The organism is Streptomyces ureilyticus, assembly GCF_011045025.1.
Classification (GTDB): Bacteria; Actinomycetota; Actinomycetes; order Streptomycetales; family Streptomycetaceae; genus Streptomyces; species Streptomyces ureilyticus.
This window is the reverse complement of sequence record NZ_JAAKZX010000012.1, coordinates 66,491-82,293: the sequence shown is the minus strand read 5'-3', so window position 1 is coordinate 82,293 and position 15,803 is coordinate 66,491. Positions and strand designations below refer to the sequence as shown.

At 68.6% G+C, this 15,803-nt stretch carries 14 protein-coding genes; 4 read left to right on the top strand and 10 right to left on the bottom strand.

Annotated elements, in window-relative coordinates; genetic code table 11:
- Window positions 1-6: 6 nt before the first annotated feature.
- A complete protein-coding gene (locus G6048_RS06315) occupies window positions 7-1,350 on the bottom strand; it encodes an ABC transporter ATP-binding protein (protein WP_165338436.1) in 1,344 nt (447 codons plus the stop codon).
- Between the two features lie 270 nt (window positions 1,351-1,620).
- Between G6048_RS06315 and G6048_RS06310 the strand changes: the two genes are divergently transcribed.
- Window positions 1,621-2,283 (top strand): dienelactone hydrolase family protein, encoded by a 663-nt coding sequence (locus G6048_RS06310; protein WP_165338435.1) that lies wholly within the window; start codon window positions 1,621-1,623, stop codon window positions 2,281-2,283.
- Window positions 2,284-2,334: 51 nt separating this feature from the next.
- Here G6048_RS06310 and G6048_RS06305 read toward each other — a convergent pair whose 3' ends face one another.
- A complete protein-coding gene (locus G6048_RS06305; RefSeq protein ID WP_165338434.1) occupies window positions 2,335-3,501 on the bottom strand; it encodes an alkaline phosphatase PhoX in 1,167 nt (388 codons plus the stop codon).
- Window positions 3,502-3,722: 221 nt separating this feature from the next.
- Complete coding sequence (locus tag G6048_RS06300; protein ID WP_165338433.1) at window positions 3,723-5,045, bottom strand: hypothetical protein; 1,323 nt, start codon at window positions 5,043-5,045, stop codon at window positions 3,723-3,725.
- Window positions 5,046-5,320: 275 nt separating this feature from the next.
- On the opposite strand from G6048_RS06300, the gene G6048_RS06295 reads away from it, so the two are divergent.
- The 3 genes from G6048_RS06295 to G6048_RS06285 all read left to right on the top strand — a co-directional run bounded on the left by G6048_RS06295 (window position 5,321) and on the right by G6048_RS06285 (window position 7,630).
- Window positions 5,321-5,605, top strand: coding sequence for a hypothetical protein (locus G6048_RS06295; protein ID WP_165338432.1), 285 nt, complete (start codon window positions 5,321-5,323; stop codon window positions 5,603-5,605).
- Window positions 5,593-5,895, top strand: a complete 303-nt coding sequence (locus tag G6048_RS06290; RefSeq protein ID WP_206341243.1) for a hypothetical protein — start codon at window positions 5,593-5,595, stop codon at window positions 5,893-5,895. Before G6048_RS06295 ends, G6048_RS06290 begins: the two co-directional genes overlap by 13 nt.
- A 184-nt stretch (window positions 5,896-6,079) precedes the next feature.
- Window positions 6,080-7,630 carry an MFS transporter gene (locus G6048_RS06285; RefSeq protein WP_165338431.1) on the top strand — a complete coding sequence of 517 codons (1,551 nt, stop codon included), beginning with the start codon at window positions 6,080-6,082 and terminating at the stop codon, window positions 7,628-7,630.
- Between the two features lie 26 nt (window positions 7,631-7,656).
- Here G6048_RS06285 and G6048_RS06280 read toward each other — a convergent pair whose 3' ends face one another.
- The 7 genes from G6048_RS06280 to G6048_RS06250 form a co-directional block, all read right to left on the bottom strand.
- Window positions 7,657-9,747, bottom strand: a complete 2,091-nt coding sequence (locus G6048_RS06280; RefSeq protein ID WP_165338430.1) for a PQQ-dependent sugar dehydrogenase — start codon at window positions 9,745-9,747, stop codon at window positions 7,657-7,659.
- 22 nt (window positions 9,748-9,769) lie between these two features.
- Window positions 9,770-10,732: a LamG domain-containing protein gene (locus G6048_RS06275; protein WP_235989505.1), complete on the bottom strand. Its 963-nt coding sequence runs from the start codon at window positions 10,730-10,732 to the stop codon at window positions 9,770-9,772.
- A 77-nt stretch (window positions 10,733-10,809) separates the two neighbouring features.
- Window positions 10,810-11,592, bottom strand: coding sequence for an ABC transporter ATP-binding protein (locus tag G6048_RS06270; protein ID WP_165338429.1), 783 nt, complete (start codon window positions 11,590-11,592; stop codon window positions 10,810-10,812).
- Window positions 11,582-12,349 carry an ABC transporter ATP-binding protein gene (locus G6048_RS06265; RefSeq protein WP_206341242.1) on the bottom strand — a complete coding sequence of 256 codons (768 nt, stop codon included), beginning with the start codon at window positions 12,347-12,349 and terminating at the stop codon, window positions 11,582-11,584. The genes G6048_RS06270 and G6048_RS06265 overlap by 11 nt, the downstream gene beginning before the upstream one ends.
- Window positions 12,324-13,397, bottom strand: coding sequence for a branched-chain amino acid ABC transporter permease (locus tag G6048_RS06260; protein WP_206341241.1), 1,074 nt, complete (start codon window positions 13,395-13,397; stop codon window positions 12,324-12,326). The genes G6048_RS06265 and G6048_RS06260 overlap by 26 nt, the downstream gene beginning before the upstream one ends.
- 22 nt (window positions 13,398-13,419) lie before the next feature.
- On the bottom strand, window positions 13,420-14,307 hold the full coding sequence (locus G6048_RS06255) for a branched-chain amino acid ABC transporter permease (protein ID WP_165338428.1): 888 nt from the start codon (window positions 14,305-14,307) through the stop codon (window positions 13,420-13,422).
- A gap of 7 nt (window positions 14,308-14,314) precedes the next feature.
- Window positions 14,315-15,487, bottom strand: a complete 1,173-nt coding sequence (locus tag G6048_RS06250) for an amino acid ABC transporter substrate-binding protein (RefSeq protein ID WP_206341240.1) — start codon at window positions 15,485-15,487, stop codon at window positions 14,315-14,317.
- Window positions 15,488-15,803 lie beyond the last annotated feature (316 nt).

Here is a 15,803-nt window from a genome sequence, read left to right as displayed (position 1 = left end):
GGAAGATCACTCGTCCAGGTCCGGCAGCCGCGCCGGGGCCGGGCTGATGCGGTCGCCGTGCTGGTCGAAGACGAAGAGATGCGCCAGGTCGACCAGGAGCGGGACCTGCATGCCGAGGCGGAGCTCGATGTCGGGGGTCGTGCGGACCACCAGGTCACCGGGGAGGCGGTTCTCCTGCGTTGCCGGTGCCGCGTGGTCGGGCCGCTCGTCGTCCGGCTCGTCCAGGACCACGACCGGGCCGGCACGCAGGGCGCCCGCGCGACCCCGGATGCGGTCCAGGACCGTACCGTCACGGCGGCGTCGACGGACGGCGCGTACGGGGTACGGCGCCTCCAGATCCGGCACGAAGGCGGGCTGAGAGCCCGTGTTGAAGTGGACGAGGACCTCGTGCCCCTGGAACTCCAGATGCTCGACCAGTCCACTGATCGCCACCTCTCCAGGACGTGCGGAGCCGGGCTTGGCGATGCGCACCGCCTCCGAGCGCAGCCCGACGATGACCTCCCGGCCCTGCTGCACGCGCAGCAACTGGTGATCCAGGGAGAGGGGTTCAGGCAGGCGCAGGTACTGGCGGCCCAGGCTGATGGACATCGCGCCGTCGAGCGGGGCGCGGACCAGGCCGCGCAGCAGGTTGATGCGGGGCGTGCCGATGAAGGCGGCGACGAACACGTTCCGGGGCAGCGAGTACACCGAGCGCGGGGTGCCCACCTGCTGGAGCACGCCGCCGCGCAGTACGGCCACCCGGTCGCCGAGCGACATGGCCTCGGCCTGGTCGTGGGTGACGTACACCGTCGTCACCCCGAGCTGCCGGGTGAGCGTGGAGATCTCGGCACGCAGGTGGTTGCGGAGCTTGGCGTCGAGGTTGGACAGCGGTTCGTCCATGAGGAAAGCGGTGGGGTGGCGCACGATGGCCCGGCCCATGGCCACGCGCTGGCGCTCACCGCCGGAGAGCTGGCGGGGGTAGCGGTCGAGCAGTTCCTCGATGCCGAGCATGCGGGCCGTCGCGTCCACGCGGGGGCCCCGGTCCTCGGCCGGGTTCTCGACCCGCAGCGGGAAGCCGATGTTGCCGCGGCTGGTCATGTTCGGGTAGAGGGCGAAGTTCTGGAACACCATCGCCATCGCCCGCTCCGACGGCTGCAGATCGTTGGCGGGCTCGCCGTCGAGCAGCAGCTCGCCCTCGGTGATCTCCTCGAGGCCGGCGATCATCCGGAGCACGGTGGACTTCCCGCAGCCGGACGGCCCGAGCAGCACGAGGAACTCGCCGGGCGCGATGTCGAGCGAGAGCCGGTCCACCACCCGGACGCCCCGCGTATAGGCCTTGCTCACGTCGTGCAGAGAAATGGCGCGTGTCATGGCAGGTGCCCCCGAGGCTTGCTGAGCGCTGGTGCTCCGCTGTCGGAGGTCCCGGGCGGTCGCACGGGACTTTTTCGGTCACGGAAATTACACGCGACTTGAGTCACGGAAATTAACGGACCGCACATGTCCAGGGGAAGACCCCGCCGGTACCGGAATTCGAATGGTCCCGTTCCGGAAGCCGAGAAACCGGACAGATCGCGTACCGGATCTCTCCTTGGGTACTCGGGACGCCCAGAGCCCAGCGAGTATCACGTTGGGAGGACCAAGATGATCTCCGACTTGGTGTTGGTGCCCGCAAGCGGGGCCCCGCTCGCAGGCGATCTGGTCGTCCCCGGACCGGTCCGGTCGGTGGTGGTCATCACCGAGGGCAGCAGCAGCTCCCGCGGCAGTTCACGCGACCGCACGCTCGCCGATACGTTCCACCGGGCAGGAATGGGCACGCTGCTCCTTGATCTCCTCACCGAACTGGAGAAGCGGGCCGACGCACGCGCGGCCCGGCATCTCTTCGACATCCCGTTTCTGGCCCAGCGGCTGGTGGATGCCATCGACTGGCTGGACCAGCGGCCGGAGACCGCCGGTGTCCCGGTGTGCCTGTTCGGCGGCGATTCATCGGCTCTGCTGGCGGCCGCCGAGCGGCCCCAACGCGTCTCTGCCGTGGTCATCCGAGGCGGGCGTCCGGACCTGACGTACGACGCGCTGCGGAGCGTCCGGGCCCCGGTGCTGTTCGTGGTCGGCGGCGCCGACGAGACGGACCCGCGTACCAACCAGGAAGCTCCCGGAAGGCTCAGCGCGCCGAGCGAGATCCATGTCGTGCGCGGCGCAACGCATCTGTTCCATGAGCCAGGGGCACTGGAGGACATCTCTGCCGCGGCCCGGCAGTGGTTCGCATCCCATGTGGAGAGCGGACCTCGCGCGGGGACAGGCCGGTGACGGCTGGGGCGGTACCTTCCGCACGCCGCCCCAACCGGCACCGGCTCGCGATCAGGCGGTGGTACGGAACGGGCCGGTCACGTCGTAGGTGATGCCGCCGGAGGAGCTGCCGCTCGTACCGCGCTGGCTGGAGAAGTACAGCCGCTTGCCGTCGGGCGAGAAGGCCGGGCCACAGATCTCCGAGCCGGACTGGCCGGTGATGCGCAGGAAAGGGGCCACGATGTCGTTGGGCGTGATGATGCAGATCTCCATGGTGCCGCCGTCCTCGGCGACGAAGAGGTCACCCGAGGAGCTGCCGGTGACGTTGTCGACGCCCGTCAGCGGTGCGGCTCCGTTGGTGACCAGGCTGTCGTCGTAGGCCAGTTCGTAGGTGCTGTTGATCAGGTTGAGCTGCCAGACGCGGTTGTCGCCCTTGGTCGTGAACCAGACGGTGTCGCTGGCGTAGTGGCAGCCCTCGCCGCCATTGAAGATCTTGGCGCCGGAGACCTGGTCGCGGGTGTAGGTGGGGGAGCCGTCCGGGTCGGGCACGTTCGCCCAGGTGAAGGAGCCGGACGTGCCGGTACCGGCTCTCAGCACCTGGAGGGTGCCGGAGGAAAGGTCGCCCCAGGTGGTGGGGATGAAGCGGTAGAAGCAGCCGTCCGACTCGTCCTCGGTCAGGTAGATCACCTTGCGTACCGGGTCGGCGGCGGCAGCCTCGTGCTTGAAGCGGCCCATCGCGTCGCGGCGGAGGGCGGCCTTCACGCCCCACGGGTCGGTCTCGTAGACGTAGCCGCGGCTCACTTCCTCACAGGACAGCCAGGTGTTCCACGGGGTGTTGCCGCCAGCGCAGTTGTTCCGTGTGTTGGACAGGATGCGGTAGGCGCCGGTGATGGCGCCCGAGGAGCTGAACTTGACGGCGCTCGCGCCGCCACCGGTTCCGACCTCCGAGTTGGAGACGTAGATCCAGCCGCTGCCGTCGGCGAAGCAGGCGCCGCCGTCGGGGGCGTTGTGCCAGGTGTACGAAGTGCCGGGGACCGTCTGGCTGGAGCGGGCGATGACTCTGCTGGTGAAGCCACTGGGCAGCATGATCCCGTTGGCGTCCGCGGCCAGCAGACCGCCGTACGGGCTGGTGCCGTTCTGGGCGGGGGCCGCGTACGCGGCCCCGTGCATGAGCGTGCCGCCGAAGACGGCGGCCGAGGTGCCGATCACTGCACCGCGCAGGAAGTTGCGACGTTCCACAGCTACTCCTTCGTCAATGAAGAGCGAGCGATGACTTGTTGAGCGCCGCCGACTGGTCACCGGGACCTTAGGGCCCCTGGCAGAGGCCCGTAAGGAGCCTTTGAACCAACTCTTCCTGGCCAACCGGTGGGCAGATGCCGCGCAGAAACGATCAGTCCGGCACCAAATGAACGGGCAGGGAATCCTCACGGACCAACTGATGGAGATCGTTTACGGCGTCGTCAGGCCCGGGTGGAGGACGGGACGAACGGTGTGCAGACCGCATGGTGGCCCAGGTGGACCTTGCGGCTGGTATTGACGAACGTGGCGTGGCCGCCCAGGAGTTCGCTGCCGTGCACCTGGCGAGCGTAGATCGGGGTCAGGCGGATGCGTGCCCTCGGCAGCAGGCACAACTCCCTGCTCTGCGGGTGCAGGAACTCCACGTCGAACCGGTCGCTGTCGACGAGGTCACTGATCACGAAACGGGAGCCGGTGGCCTCGGGGCGGCCCGGGATGTGACCGGCGACAGCCGCGTCCAGCGCGCCCCGCCAGCGGCCGGCCGAGTGGTCGCCGAAGAAGACGCCCCGGCTTCCCCAGGTGAACTCCGAGGCGTCGGAGTCGATCACCTTCAGCACTTTCTCGCGACCACATGCCTTGAGCTGATCGACAAGCGCCGGGTCGGGCCGGGCCGGCAACACCTGCGACCACGGGACGCAGGCGCGGAGCACGTTCGTGGCCTCTGCCCCGAGCCGCTCGGCGATCGGGGACTCCAGGGCCGGGTCCCAGACCAGCGGGAGCAGGGCCTTGGTGCCGAAGCCGTGGAACAGCGGGTTGATCAGCCGCTCCGCTGCCGCGAAGATCTCCCGGCGCAGGCGCTCCCCGTACTGCCGCAGCTCTTTGACGTAGCAGAAACGCCAGCCCGTGCGCCCGTCGTCGCAGAAGCGGGAGAAGAACTCCACCTCCACCGGGCGGCCGAACTGCTCCCGCATACGGCGGGCGGCGAGTTCGTTCTCCGACCGGTACGTCGGGTACTGGTCGTCCATCCAGATCCGCTCGATTCCGCGCCGGTGGAAGGCCCGGAACAGCTCGCCGGCATCCACGCCGTACGCCCGCTCGAAGGCGTGCATCTTTCCGACGTTGCCGAAGGCCTCCTCGATCTCGGTCACCCGCGGCATGCCCTGGCCCAGGACGACATCGAGCCGGAAAAACTCGATGCGGCGGTCCAGGTCGCGACCACACAGGTCCTCGGGCACCCCGATGTCCAGAGCGGCCCGGACGTGCGGATCCCCCTCCGTGTACAGATCCTGCGCCGTGTCGCACAGTGCGAAGACAGCGGCCCCGAGCCGTTCGAGCTGCCGCGTCAGAGCGGGCCCGAGCGGGAAGGGACGCGCGGCAACCAGCCAGGGAGCGTGCTCCGGGTCGGATCCGCCGTACCGCACCTGCAGCGCGACGAGCGCGTCCTCGGCCCGCAGCGCCGCTCCGAGCCGGTCGGGGTCCTGTGCGGCAGGCACATACACGACACCGGCCAGATCGCGCCGCAGCTCCGCCCGCGCGAAGGCCTTCACACAAGAACCCTAAGTCCATCGGCGCCGGGTGGCAGTAAGCCGTATGGCGGCCGTGCCGGAGACGGCCCGTCAGAGAGTTGAGTACCGCGCGCCGGGTGCGTAACGCACCGCAGCTGGAAGCGCCCATAGCCCTGCCGAGAGACCCGACCACCAGAGGAAGCCGAGAGGCTCGACCACCAGAGGAAGCCGAGAGGCTCGACCACCAGGGGAACCGGACCAGGCCACCGCGCTGTCTTCAGTGACACCATCCGATCTGCCGGTACGGGGGACTTCTGATGAGGCGGGTACGAGCATCGGTCTGGGCGGCGGCCATGGCACTGGCTGCGGGAAGCCTTCTTGTGGGCTGTTCTCAGGAGTACGACGACAAGCGGGGCAAGGGCGACGCCCCGGTGAAGGGCAACAAGGGCGACGACACCCCGGCCGAGGTCTACAACATGCCGGACGGCTTCGGGAATCTCGCCACCAAGTGCGTGGGGCACGGCTTCCGCGCGTATGTCACGACGAACGCGGGCGCTCCGTCGAACGTCCAGATCGTCGAGGACAAGTCGTGCGCCGGCTGACTACGACGGGCGTCGCCACCTGCGGCGCGCTGCTGTTCGCCGTCCTGCTCACCGGCTGCTCCCAGGAGCGCGACGACGAGCGGGGCAAGGGCGACGCCCCGGTGAAGGGCCGGGCAGGGGAGGACACCGCGGCGGAGGTCTACAACTTCCCCGACGGCTTCGGGAACCTCGCCACGAAGTGCGTCGGGGCCGGCAAGCGGGGCTACGTCACCACAAGGTTCGAGGAGGACGCCGTGATCCTTCCGTCGAACGCGGTGATCGTCGACGACCCGGACTGCGCGGCACCTTGACGCAAGCCGCGCTCGCCCCAAAAGGGACCGCACACTTGGATCTCCCGTACCCCACACCCGCCCGCCACCGCCTCGAGTGGTGACGCCACTCGGGCGGGCGTACCGTCGAACGGTGCAAGCAGGAGTGGACGGAACCGCTCGCTGATCTCTCGCGAGGGTTCGACCTCCGGGGGTGCGACACGCCATGACCAGCAGCCCGCAGCCGGCCCCTTCAGCGCAGACCACCGCCAAGGAACGCGGCGGTGGCGGAAACGCGATGGCTCTGCTGGTCATCGCGTCCTGCCAGCTGATGGTGGTCCTGGACATCACCATCGTGAACATCGCGCTGCCGGACATCCAGCGCTCCCTGGACTTCTCCACCACCAGCCTGGCCTGGGTGGTCAACGCCTACACCCTCAGCTTCGGCGGGCTGCTGCTGCTCGGCGGCCGCACCGGTGACATCCTCGGCAGGCGGCGCGTCTTCATCTTCGGCGTACTGCTCTTCGTGCTCGCCTCCCTGCTCGGCGGACTCGCGCAGAACGCCGGCCAACTCCTCGCTGCCCGCGCCCTCCAGGGCGTCGGCGGTGCCATCGCGTCCCCGACCGCCCTCTCCCTGGTCAGTACGACCTTCCGCGAAGGCCCCGACCGCAACCGGGCCTTCGGGGTGTTCGCCGCGGTCTCGGCAGGCGGCGGAGCCATCGGCCTGCTCGCCGGCGGGATCCTCGTCGAGTGGCTGAACTGGCGCTGGGTGCTCTTCGTCAACGTCCCCATCGGGCTGCTCATCGCCCTCGCCACCCCCCGCTGGATCAAGGAGTCCGAACGCCATCCCGGCCACTTCGACATCGCCGGCGCGCTGACCTCCACCGTGGGCATGGTGCTGCTGGTCTACGGATTCATCAGGGCCGCGCAGGAAGGCTGGCGGGACGGGCTCACCGTGGCCTCGTTCGCCGGGGCCGTCGTCATCCTCACGGTGTTCATCCTGATCGAGAGGCAGTCCAGGCAGCCGATCACGCCGCTGCACATGTTCGCGGACCGTAACCGCGCGGGCACCTACGGCATGATGCTGAGCCTGGCCGCCGCGATCTTCGGCATGTTCTTCTTCCTCACGCTCTTCACCCAGAACGTGCTGGACTTCAGCCCGCTGCAGACCGGTCTCGCCTTCCTGCCCGTCAGCGCGGTCATCGCGATCGGCGCCGGGCTGGCCTCACAGTTCCTGCCCAGATACGGCCCCAAGCCCTTCATGGTGGTGGGCGGCATCCTGGCGGCGACCGGCCTGGCCTGGTTGACCCTGACCGACGTCCACTCCACCTACGTGGGCAGCGTCCTCGGCCCGATCCTCGTCTTCAGCCTGGGCATGGGCATGGAGTTCGTCTCGCTCACGCTCATGGCGCTCTCCAACGTCTCGCCCCGGGAGACCGGTGCGGCCTCCGGACTGCTCAACGCCACCCAGCAGGTCGGCGGCTCGCTGGGTCTGTCCATCCTGGTCACGATGTTCGGCACGGCCAGCGGGAACGAGGCGGACAAGCAGGTTCCGCAGTTCCTGGAGCAGGCGACCCCGGCCGAACGCGCACGGTTCGAGCGCACCGGGGACCTCCCGCCGCCGTGGGTCGACGAGGTCCTCACCGCCGGTATCTCGGCAGCCTTCATCATGGCGGCGATTTTCGCCGTGCTCGCCGCGCTGATCGCCGTCGTGGTCATCCAGGTCCGCCCCTCCGACCTGGAACGCCTGGGCGGGAAGGGCCTCGGCCCGGTCTGAGACCGAGGCCCTTCAGGGTGGAAGATTCAGCGGTACGAGACCTTCAGGCCGCGCAGCCGCCCGATGTTGTCGAACGATCCGAAGCCCACCCTGCCGGAGGTGAGCGTGCTGTCGACAGCGGTCATCAGCGGATACTTCGAGCCGTCGACGTAGACCGCGATCTCACCGCTGCTCGCGCAGCGCACCACCCGCACCTTGTGCCAGTCGCTGTCGGTGATGGCCGGTGGGGCGCCCGTCGTGCCGTTCCACTGGTCCTCGATCCGGAGCCGGTCGGCGTCGTTCACGACGAAGATGCCGTTGTGCGGATAGATGGTGTTGTCCGTCGACAGATGGGCGTAGGAGAACTTCGTGTCCGACTGGTAGTCGAAGACGATGATCACGTCCCGGTTGGTGATCTCGACGGGGGTGTCGATCCGCACCTCCGCGTCGATCCGTACGGAGCCGAGAGCCGCCGGACCCGCGGTCAGTACGCCGTACTCGAAGGGGCGGCGCGGCCCGGGCCGCTGGACTCCGGGCTCGGCGAGGACGGCCTCATGGCCAGGGAACCGCCACTTCGACGGGGTGACGGGAGCCCAGTTCCGACCGGCCATGACGTTACGGAGCGTGGAGCCGCCGGTGTCGCAGGAGGCGAACGTCCGGGTCCCGGTGACCTTCCAGATCTTGCCGTTGGCCTTGGAGAGCAGATACAGCTCGCCGTCCGCGTCCTGCCCGAAACGCAGGTCCACCCGGGTGTCCCCGACCAACTCCTGCATGGTGACGCGCTTGCCGCTCGCGTCGTACAGCATCAGGTCATAGAGCTGGGCCAGTTCCTTCCCGCGCCGCATGTCCTTTGAGTCGGCGAAGAGGAGACGCCCGTCGACGAGGTCCCCGAAGACGTACTTGCCGCGCAGCTCCCGCACGTCGTGGCCGCGGTAGACGAAGCCGCCCACGATGGCGCGGCCCACGTCGGAGGTGCAGTTCCAGTCGGCGGGCGGGTCGTGGTCGTAGGCGGCGACGGGATAGGTGTAGCCGTATTTCTCGTCGTCCTCGGGGAGCGGGAGCATCTGGTCGCAGGGGTCGGCGGCCGTCTTGTCGAAGACGAAGGGGCCTTCGCGTTCGCTCCAGCCCAAGTTGTCGCCCGCGCGCACCTCGTAGACGGACTCGACGGCGTGCTGTCCGATGTGACCGAGGTACATGCGGTGGCTGCCCCCGGAGTCCCAGCTGAAGCGGTGCGGGTCGCGCATGCCGTACGCGTAGATTTCGCCCAGTGCGCCGGGGGTGCGGGTGAACGGATTCCGGGCCGGGATGCCGTACTCACCGTTGGCGCTGTTCGTGCCGCGTGGGTCGATGCGCAGGATCTTGCCGTGGGGGAGGGAGAGGTCCTGCGGCTCGGTGTTCCTGACGCCTTGGCCGCCGTCGCCGACGGCGACATGGAGGAGTCCGTAATCGGCGCTGTGCGGCCGGGCGTTGGGATTGAAGTCGATCTGCTGGATGCCGTGGATCGTGCCCGCGAAGCCGATGCGCAGGACCTCGCGGCGGGTGCCCTGGAAGGTGTCGGCGGAGGGGTCGTCGGCGGTCCACTCGGTGATGATGCCGTGGTAGTTGGTCGCCGCCTGCTGCCGGAAGTCGGGCACCGCGGTGGTGGCGGAGGCCAGTTCGGTGTGGACGGTGTAGAAGCGGCCGTTGCGCTTGAAGCCGGGGTCGAAGGTCACGAACCCGAAGCCCTGGCCGAGGCCACGGCTGGCGAAGAACGCGGGGCCGAAGGTGGCCGCGATGTCGAGATAGACCTGCGGGCTGCCGCCGTCCTCGACGAGATACAGCTTGCCGTTGAGGTCGGGGACGGCCTTCCGGCCCGAACCGTCGGGGAGTTCGCTCAAGTAGTTGATCCGGGCGTGCCGTACCAGCCGTGGATCGGTGACCGGGCCGGGCGGCGGTTCGGTCTTCGGGAAGGAGGCGTACTCCTCGACGGTCAGCCCGATGCCGGAGGTGGTGGGCCGCTCGGGGATGGGGTCGGTGATGGGCTCGGCCGCGGCGTGCGCCGTGCCGGGCAGGAGGACGAGGGCCGACAGCAGTAGGGAGAGGACGAGGAGAGGGGCCAGTACGAGAGGTCTCGGTCTGACGCCGGGGGATGGGGGCATCGCTATCACTCCTTTGGTGCGCTCAGTGCCGGCCGGAGTTCGACAGGCGGAACTGAGCCCGTATCCGGTCGCCGTCCACGGCCCGGTTGAGGAACATCAAGCTGTCCATGCGGCAGTCGCAGGGATTGCGTTCGCCGGTGTTCTGCGGAAAGCTCCCGCCGATCTTCATGCCCCGGGGGTCGGTCGGTGAGGCCCGGTGCGGTCCGGGTCGCGAGAGATCCCAGGGGTCGCCGGGGACGGTGTAGAAACCGTCCAGCCGCTGCCCGTTGCGGTAGAGCGCCATGGCTCCGGTGTCGAAGTCGAAGGTCGCGGCGAGGAAGACCCACTTGCCGTCCGGCAGCAGGGTCCGCCAGTCCTCGGACGCGGCGAAGGTCTGGGAGCTCGCCCCGTCGATGCGCCGGCCGAGGGCGACCAGCCGCAGCTCGCCGTTCACCTCGATGATCTCCAGCAGGGCGCGGACCGCGTGGCCGTCGGAGTCCCCGGACAGTACGCCCGCCAGGCCGACGGCGCCGTAGTAGTCGTCCGGGGCGGCCGTGTTGCTGTTCCGGCCCGGATTCGGACCGGTCGCCTTGAACCAGCCCATGACGGTCATCCCCTTGGCCGCGTTGAAGGCCCGCAGGCTCGGCACACCCGAGGCCCCGTACACGCCCGCCTTCCAGTCGTCGTTGCCCGCCGCCTCCGGATTCACCTGCCGCACCTGGAGCGAGGTCCGGCTGCCCCGGTGTGCCCCGTCCCGCGTGCGCATCGCCGCGCCGCCGTTGACGAGATCGATGTCGGTACGCGAGAAGCCCTGGTCCCGCTCCCTCGCCGGATTGCTGCGCAACGGGTGCTCGAAGTCGTAGTACGCCGCCAAGTACGGCCTGAGAGAAGGGTGTACGGCACCGCGGTCCGCCCCGGCTTCGGCAGGAGCCGAGGCCAGCGCGGTCAGGGCCGTCAGAAAGGCGGCGAGAGCCACCGCCGTGTGCCGTCTGCGTCGCGTGAACATTCCACTCGCTCCTTTGCGAGGCGTGTCTACGAGCCATGCCTACGAGCCGTGTGCGCGAGCCGGGTGTGCGAGGCGTGTCATCGGCGCGCGGGCCGGCCCCCGAGATACAGCTCGCCCAGTTGCGGATCGGCGAGCAACTCCCGTGCCGGGCCCGAGACATGGACCCGGCCGAGGTCGAGTACGCAGCCGGTGTCGGCAGCCTCCAGGGCGCGCCGCGCGTTCTGCTCGACGAGCAGGACGGCGGTGCCCGCATCCCGCATCCGCACGATCTGCTCGAAGACGACACCGGTCGCCTTGGGATCGAGCCCCATCGACGGCTCGTCGAGCAGCACCACCCGTGGCTTGACCATCAGCGAACGCGCGAACTCCACCTGCTTCTGCTGGCCTCCGGACAGCAGCCCGGCCAGGCTCGTCCACCGCTCCCCGACGACCGGGAAGAGGTCGCGTACGAACTCCACCCGCTCGGCTATGAGTTGCTTGTCCCGGAGGGTGTAGCCGCCGAGCAGAACGTTCTCGGCGACCGTCATCTCCCGGAACACGCTGTGCCCTTGGAGGACATGGGCGACTCCGGCGGCCAGCATCCGCTGAGGTCCATGGCCGGTCAGATCCGCACCGTCGACCAGTACCCGTCCCGACCGAGGGGCGAGGAGCCCGCTCGCGACCTTCAGGACCGTGGACTTGCCCGCGCCGTTCGGCCCGACGAGGCAGACGATCGCCCCTGCGGGGACCTGGACGGTCAGCCCGCGCAGCACGAGGGCCGCCCGGCCGTATCCGGCCCGTATGTCGTCGAGTTCGAGAAGGAACGGAGAGGCAGGAGATGCAGAGTCAGAGTCAGTGTTGGTGTGCGTGTCAGACGCCAAGGTATGCCCCGAGGACTCGTTCGTCGGACTGGATCACGGAGGGCGGGCCCTCGGCTATCGGCCGGCCGCGGTCGAACACCACGACGTGGTCGCTCAGGCTCATGACCAGGTCCATGTTGTGTTCGACGATCAGGAAAGTGCGTCCCTCGGCGTTGAGTTCGCGCACCAGGTCGCAGATGCGGTTGATGAGCGCCGGGTTGACCCCGCCGGCCGGTTCGTCCAGCAGGATCAGTTCGGGCTCGCTCATCAGCACACCCGCGAGTTCCAGCAACTTCTGCTGCCCCCACGAGAGTTGGCGTGCCTCGGCCCGCTCCAAGTGCTCGATGCCCATCCGCGACAGCCAGCCACGGGCCCGCTCGGTCTCCTCCCGTCGGCCTGCGCGGGCGAGCTGCCCCGCGAGGGAGGACGGCTGTACGGCGGCGAGGAGGTTGTCGAGCACGGTCATCCGCGGGAAGACACGGCACAGTTGAAAGGAACGCCCGATGCCGGCCCGGGCGATCCGGTGCGGAGGCTTTCGGGTGATGTCGCGCCCGCGGTAGGTTGTGCGGCCCGCGTCCGGGCGGATCATCCCAGTGACGCAGTTGAAGAACGTGGTCTTTCCTGAGCCGTTGGGACCGATCAGGGCGTTGACCTTGCCGTGGTGGAAGGTCACGGTGGCGGAGTCGAGCGCGGTGACACCGCCGAAGGCCTTGCTGAGACCAACGGTTGCCAGACTCGGCCGAGCCGCAGTCTCAGCCGCCGCTTCCGCTTCGCTCACTGTTCCTCACCTCCGATTCGTCCGTTCCGTTGCCCTGTCCGTGTCGCTCCTTCAGTTCAGCCGCGGTCACCTCGCGGATGGAGGTCTCGCCGGACGTGCGGAAGCGGGCAAGCAGCGCGGTGGCGGCCGGGATGACCCCGTCCGGCATGAACATCACGACCACGCCCAACAGCAGCCCCGCCACGACCAGATGCAGAGGGGTGTCGCCGTACTCGACCTTGGAGTACTCCAGGGCGTACCCGACGATCAAGGCGCCGAGCAGCGGCCCGTACAGATGGCGTACGCCTCCCAGCAGTGCCATCAGCACCATGTACGCCCCGCTGAGGATGGAGAACTGGAAGACCGGGTCGAGGTCGCCGAACCAGAGTGCGTAGAGCCCGCCGGCCAGCGAGGTGAAGGTGGCGGAGACCACGAAGACCACGAGCTTGTAGGCGAAGATGGGCGTGCCCAGCGACTGCGCCTTGTCCTCGTCCTCGCGGATCGCCTTCAGGCCCATGCCGAACCGCGAACGGTCGATGATCCACCAGGTCAGCAGGGCCACCCCGAGCAGCGCGGCGAACAGGAAGTAGAAGGTCCGGTGGTGCTCGGAGCGCAGCATGCCAGGGAACGGCCGCGGTACGACCAGCCCCCGGGAGCCGCCGGTGAAGGAGGCCCAGCTCTGGAAGACCAGCAGCAGGATGAGGACGAGAGCGATGGAGACGATGACGAAGGAGGCGCCGCGCACGCGCAGGGCGGCATAGCCGACCGGCACGGCGAGCGCGGCCACTAGGGCGGCGGCCACGAACAGCGCGGCGAACGGCGGGAGTTCGGCCTTGGTGACCAGCAGACCCGTCCCGTAGGCGCCGAGTCCGGCGAAGGCACCGTGCCCGAGCGAGATATAGCCGGTGAAGCCGCCGACGAAGTTCCAGGAGGTGGACAACACCGCGTAGTTGAGGATGGCGATGCCCACGGTGATCTCGTACGGGCTCGGGGCCATGGACGGGAACGACAGGGCGACCGCGACGCCGGCCAGCAGGGCGCCGACGTGCAGCAGGGTGCTCGTACGCAACCTGCCTGCCCGGAGCGGGAGTTCAGAACCTTTGCGCAAGCCGCCCCCCGAAGAAGCCCTGGGGCCGGAAGGCCAGGGTGGCGAAGAGCGCGACGTAGAAGACGGTCTGCGCCCAGGTGGTGGAGAGTTCCAGTTGGAGCAGGCTCTGCAACATGCCCAGCGTCATGGCGGCGATGGCGGCTCCCGGCACGCTGCCGAGTCCGCCGACGACGATGATCGCCATCAGCGGGCCGATCCAATGCCAGTGCAGGGACGGGTAGATGGTGGTGTCGAGGGCGAGCGCCGTACCGCCGACGGCCGCCGTGGCCAGGCCGAGGCCGAAGCCGTAGCCGGCGATCCGGTCGGTGTCGATGCCGAGCAGCTGGGCGGCTTCCCGCTGCTGGATGGTGGCGCGCAGCGCCTGGCCGAACCGGCTGTGCTTCATCAGCACATACAGCCCCAGCAGGGCGAGCGCGGCCATACCGAAGGCGATCAGCTTGACCGCCGCGATCCTCGCCCCCAGGAACTCGAAGCCGGCCGAGCTGTAGCCGAGTCGGATCCGGCGCTGGGTGCCGCTGAAGGCGTACCCGAGGAGCCCTTCGATGGTCAGGGCGACCGAGAAGGTGAGCAGCACCGACATCATGGTGAGGGTCGCGGGACGGAGCCGGGTGAGGAGCAGCCGCTGCATGGCGACGCCCGCGACGAAGAACAGCGGCACGGTGGCGACCAGGGTGAGCAGCGGGTCGATGCCGGTCTCCCGGTGGGCGTACCAGGCGAGATAGGCGGCGAGGATCAGGAAGGCGGAGTGGGCGATCATCACGACGCGCATGACGCCGAAATAGAGGGTCAGGCCTGCCGCGAGGAGGGCGTAGAGCCCTCCCAGCAGCACGCCCAGGACGATGCTCTGGAAGATGAGGCTCGTGGAGGGCACGCCGACTTCACCACGCCGGCTTGGGGTGGACCAGATCCGCTTCCTTCTGCGCCTCCGGGAGCACGATCTGGATCTCCCCGTCGATCCATTGCTGGATCATGTGCGCGCTCTGCGGGCGGCCCTTGTCGTCCCACTTCAGCGGTCCGACGACGGTCTCCACCTCGTTGCCGCGCAGCCAGTCGATCAACTTGCTCTGGCATTCGGGGTCCTGGGAGGCGCAGTCGGCGGCCTCGACGGCCGCCGCGACCACCTGGCCGGTGGTGTACGCGTTGGCCTCGTCCTCCTCCGGGGCCTTGCCGAACTGCTTCGTGTACCTCTCGACGAACTCCTTGTTGCTCGGATAGTCGGCCTTCTGTGTGTAGCCGGTGGGCGCGAGGATGCCCTCGGTCTTGTTGCCGATGGCCTTCGCGAACTCCGGTTCGGTGGGCGCGGTGGAGAAGGCTGCCATCTTCGGCTGGTAGTCGAGCTGTTGGAGGGCGACGATCAGATTGACGCCGTCCTGGTACTGCGAACCGCCCACCACCATGTCCGCCTTCGAGTCGGCGATCTTGGCGGCGATGCTGCCGAAATCGGTGGTGTTGGGCGGGTAGACCTCGTCGACGACGGTCTTGATGCCGCCCTTCTCCAGCTTCTCCTTGAGTCCGTACGCGGTTCCCTGGGCGAAGGGGTCGTCCATGGCGGCGTACGCGACCGACTTGGGACGCTCGCCCGCCGGCAGGGCGAGGATGTGGTCGGCCAGGTGGTTGTAGTGGTCGTTGGCGACGGCCGGCGCGGCATAGAAGAGGTTCTTGAAGCCCTGGTCGAAGACCTCGGGCGCGGCTCCCGCCGGTTCGACGAAGAGCATGCCGTACTCCTCGGCCACGCGGGCGGAGGGGACGACGAGCCGGGTGGAGAAGGGGCCGAAGACCAGGTCGACTTCGTCCCGGCCGATCAGCTGCTCGTAGTCGGAGACGACGCGGTCGGCATTCGACTGGTCGTCGAGGATCTTCAACTCGACTTTACGGCCGAGGAGTCCGCCCTTGTCGTTGACGATCTTCGCCCAGGCTTTGTAGCCGCGTTCGACGCCCTTGCCGGGTTCGGAGAAGTCACCGGTGAGGGGCAAGGAGACCCCGATCACGATGGAGTCATCGGATGAATCTCCGGAACCGGAACCACCGGCACAGCCGCTGGCGGCGAGCACCAGAGTGAGCGTGCCTGCGGCGATTCTCCCTTGTAGACGGCGTGTTGGTCTCATCGATGGACACCCCTCATCGGCTGGACGCCCGCATGGGCTGGCCGGAATCCGTGGTGCGCGAAAGCGCTTTCGATGGCGCTTTCATACTATGAAAGCCGTGTCCCACCGGTCTGGACAACAGTCGTGCACGTATCAGTTGTCCTTCGTGCGACGTGTACTGAAGGGATGTCCGGGTGCCGGACGAGAGGCTGCCCGGGAGGACGGACCGAGGCCGTCCTCCCGGGCAACTGGTGGTGACCGGTTTGCGTCAAAGCCGCGTGCT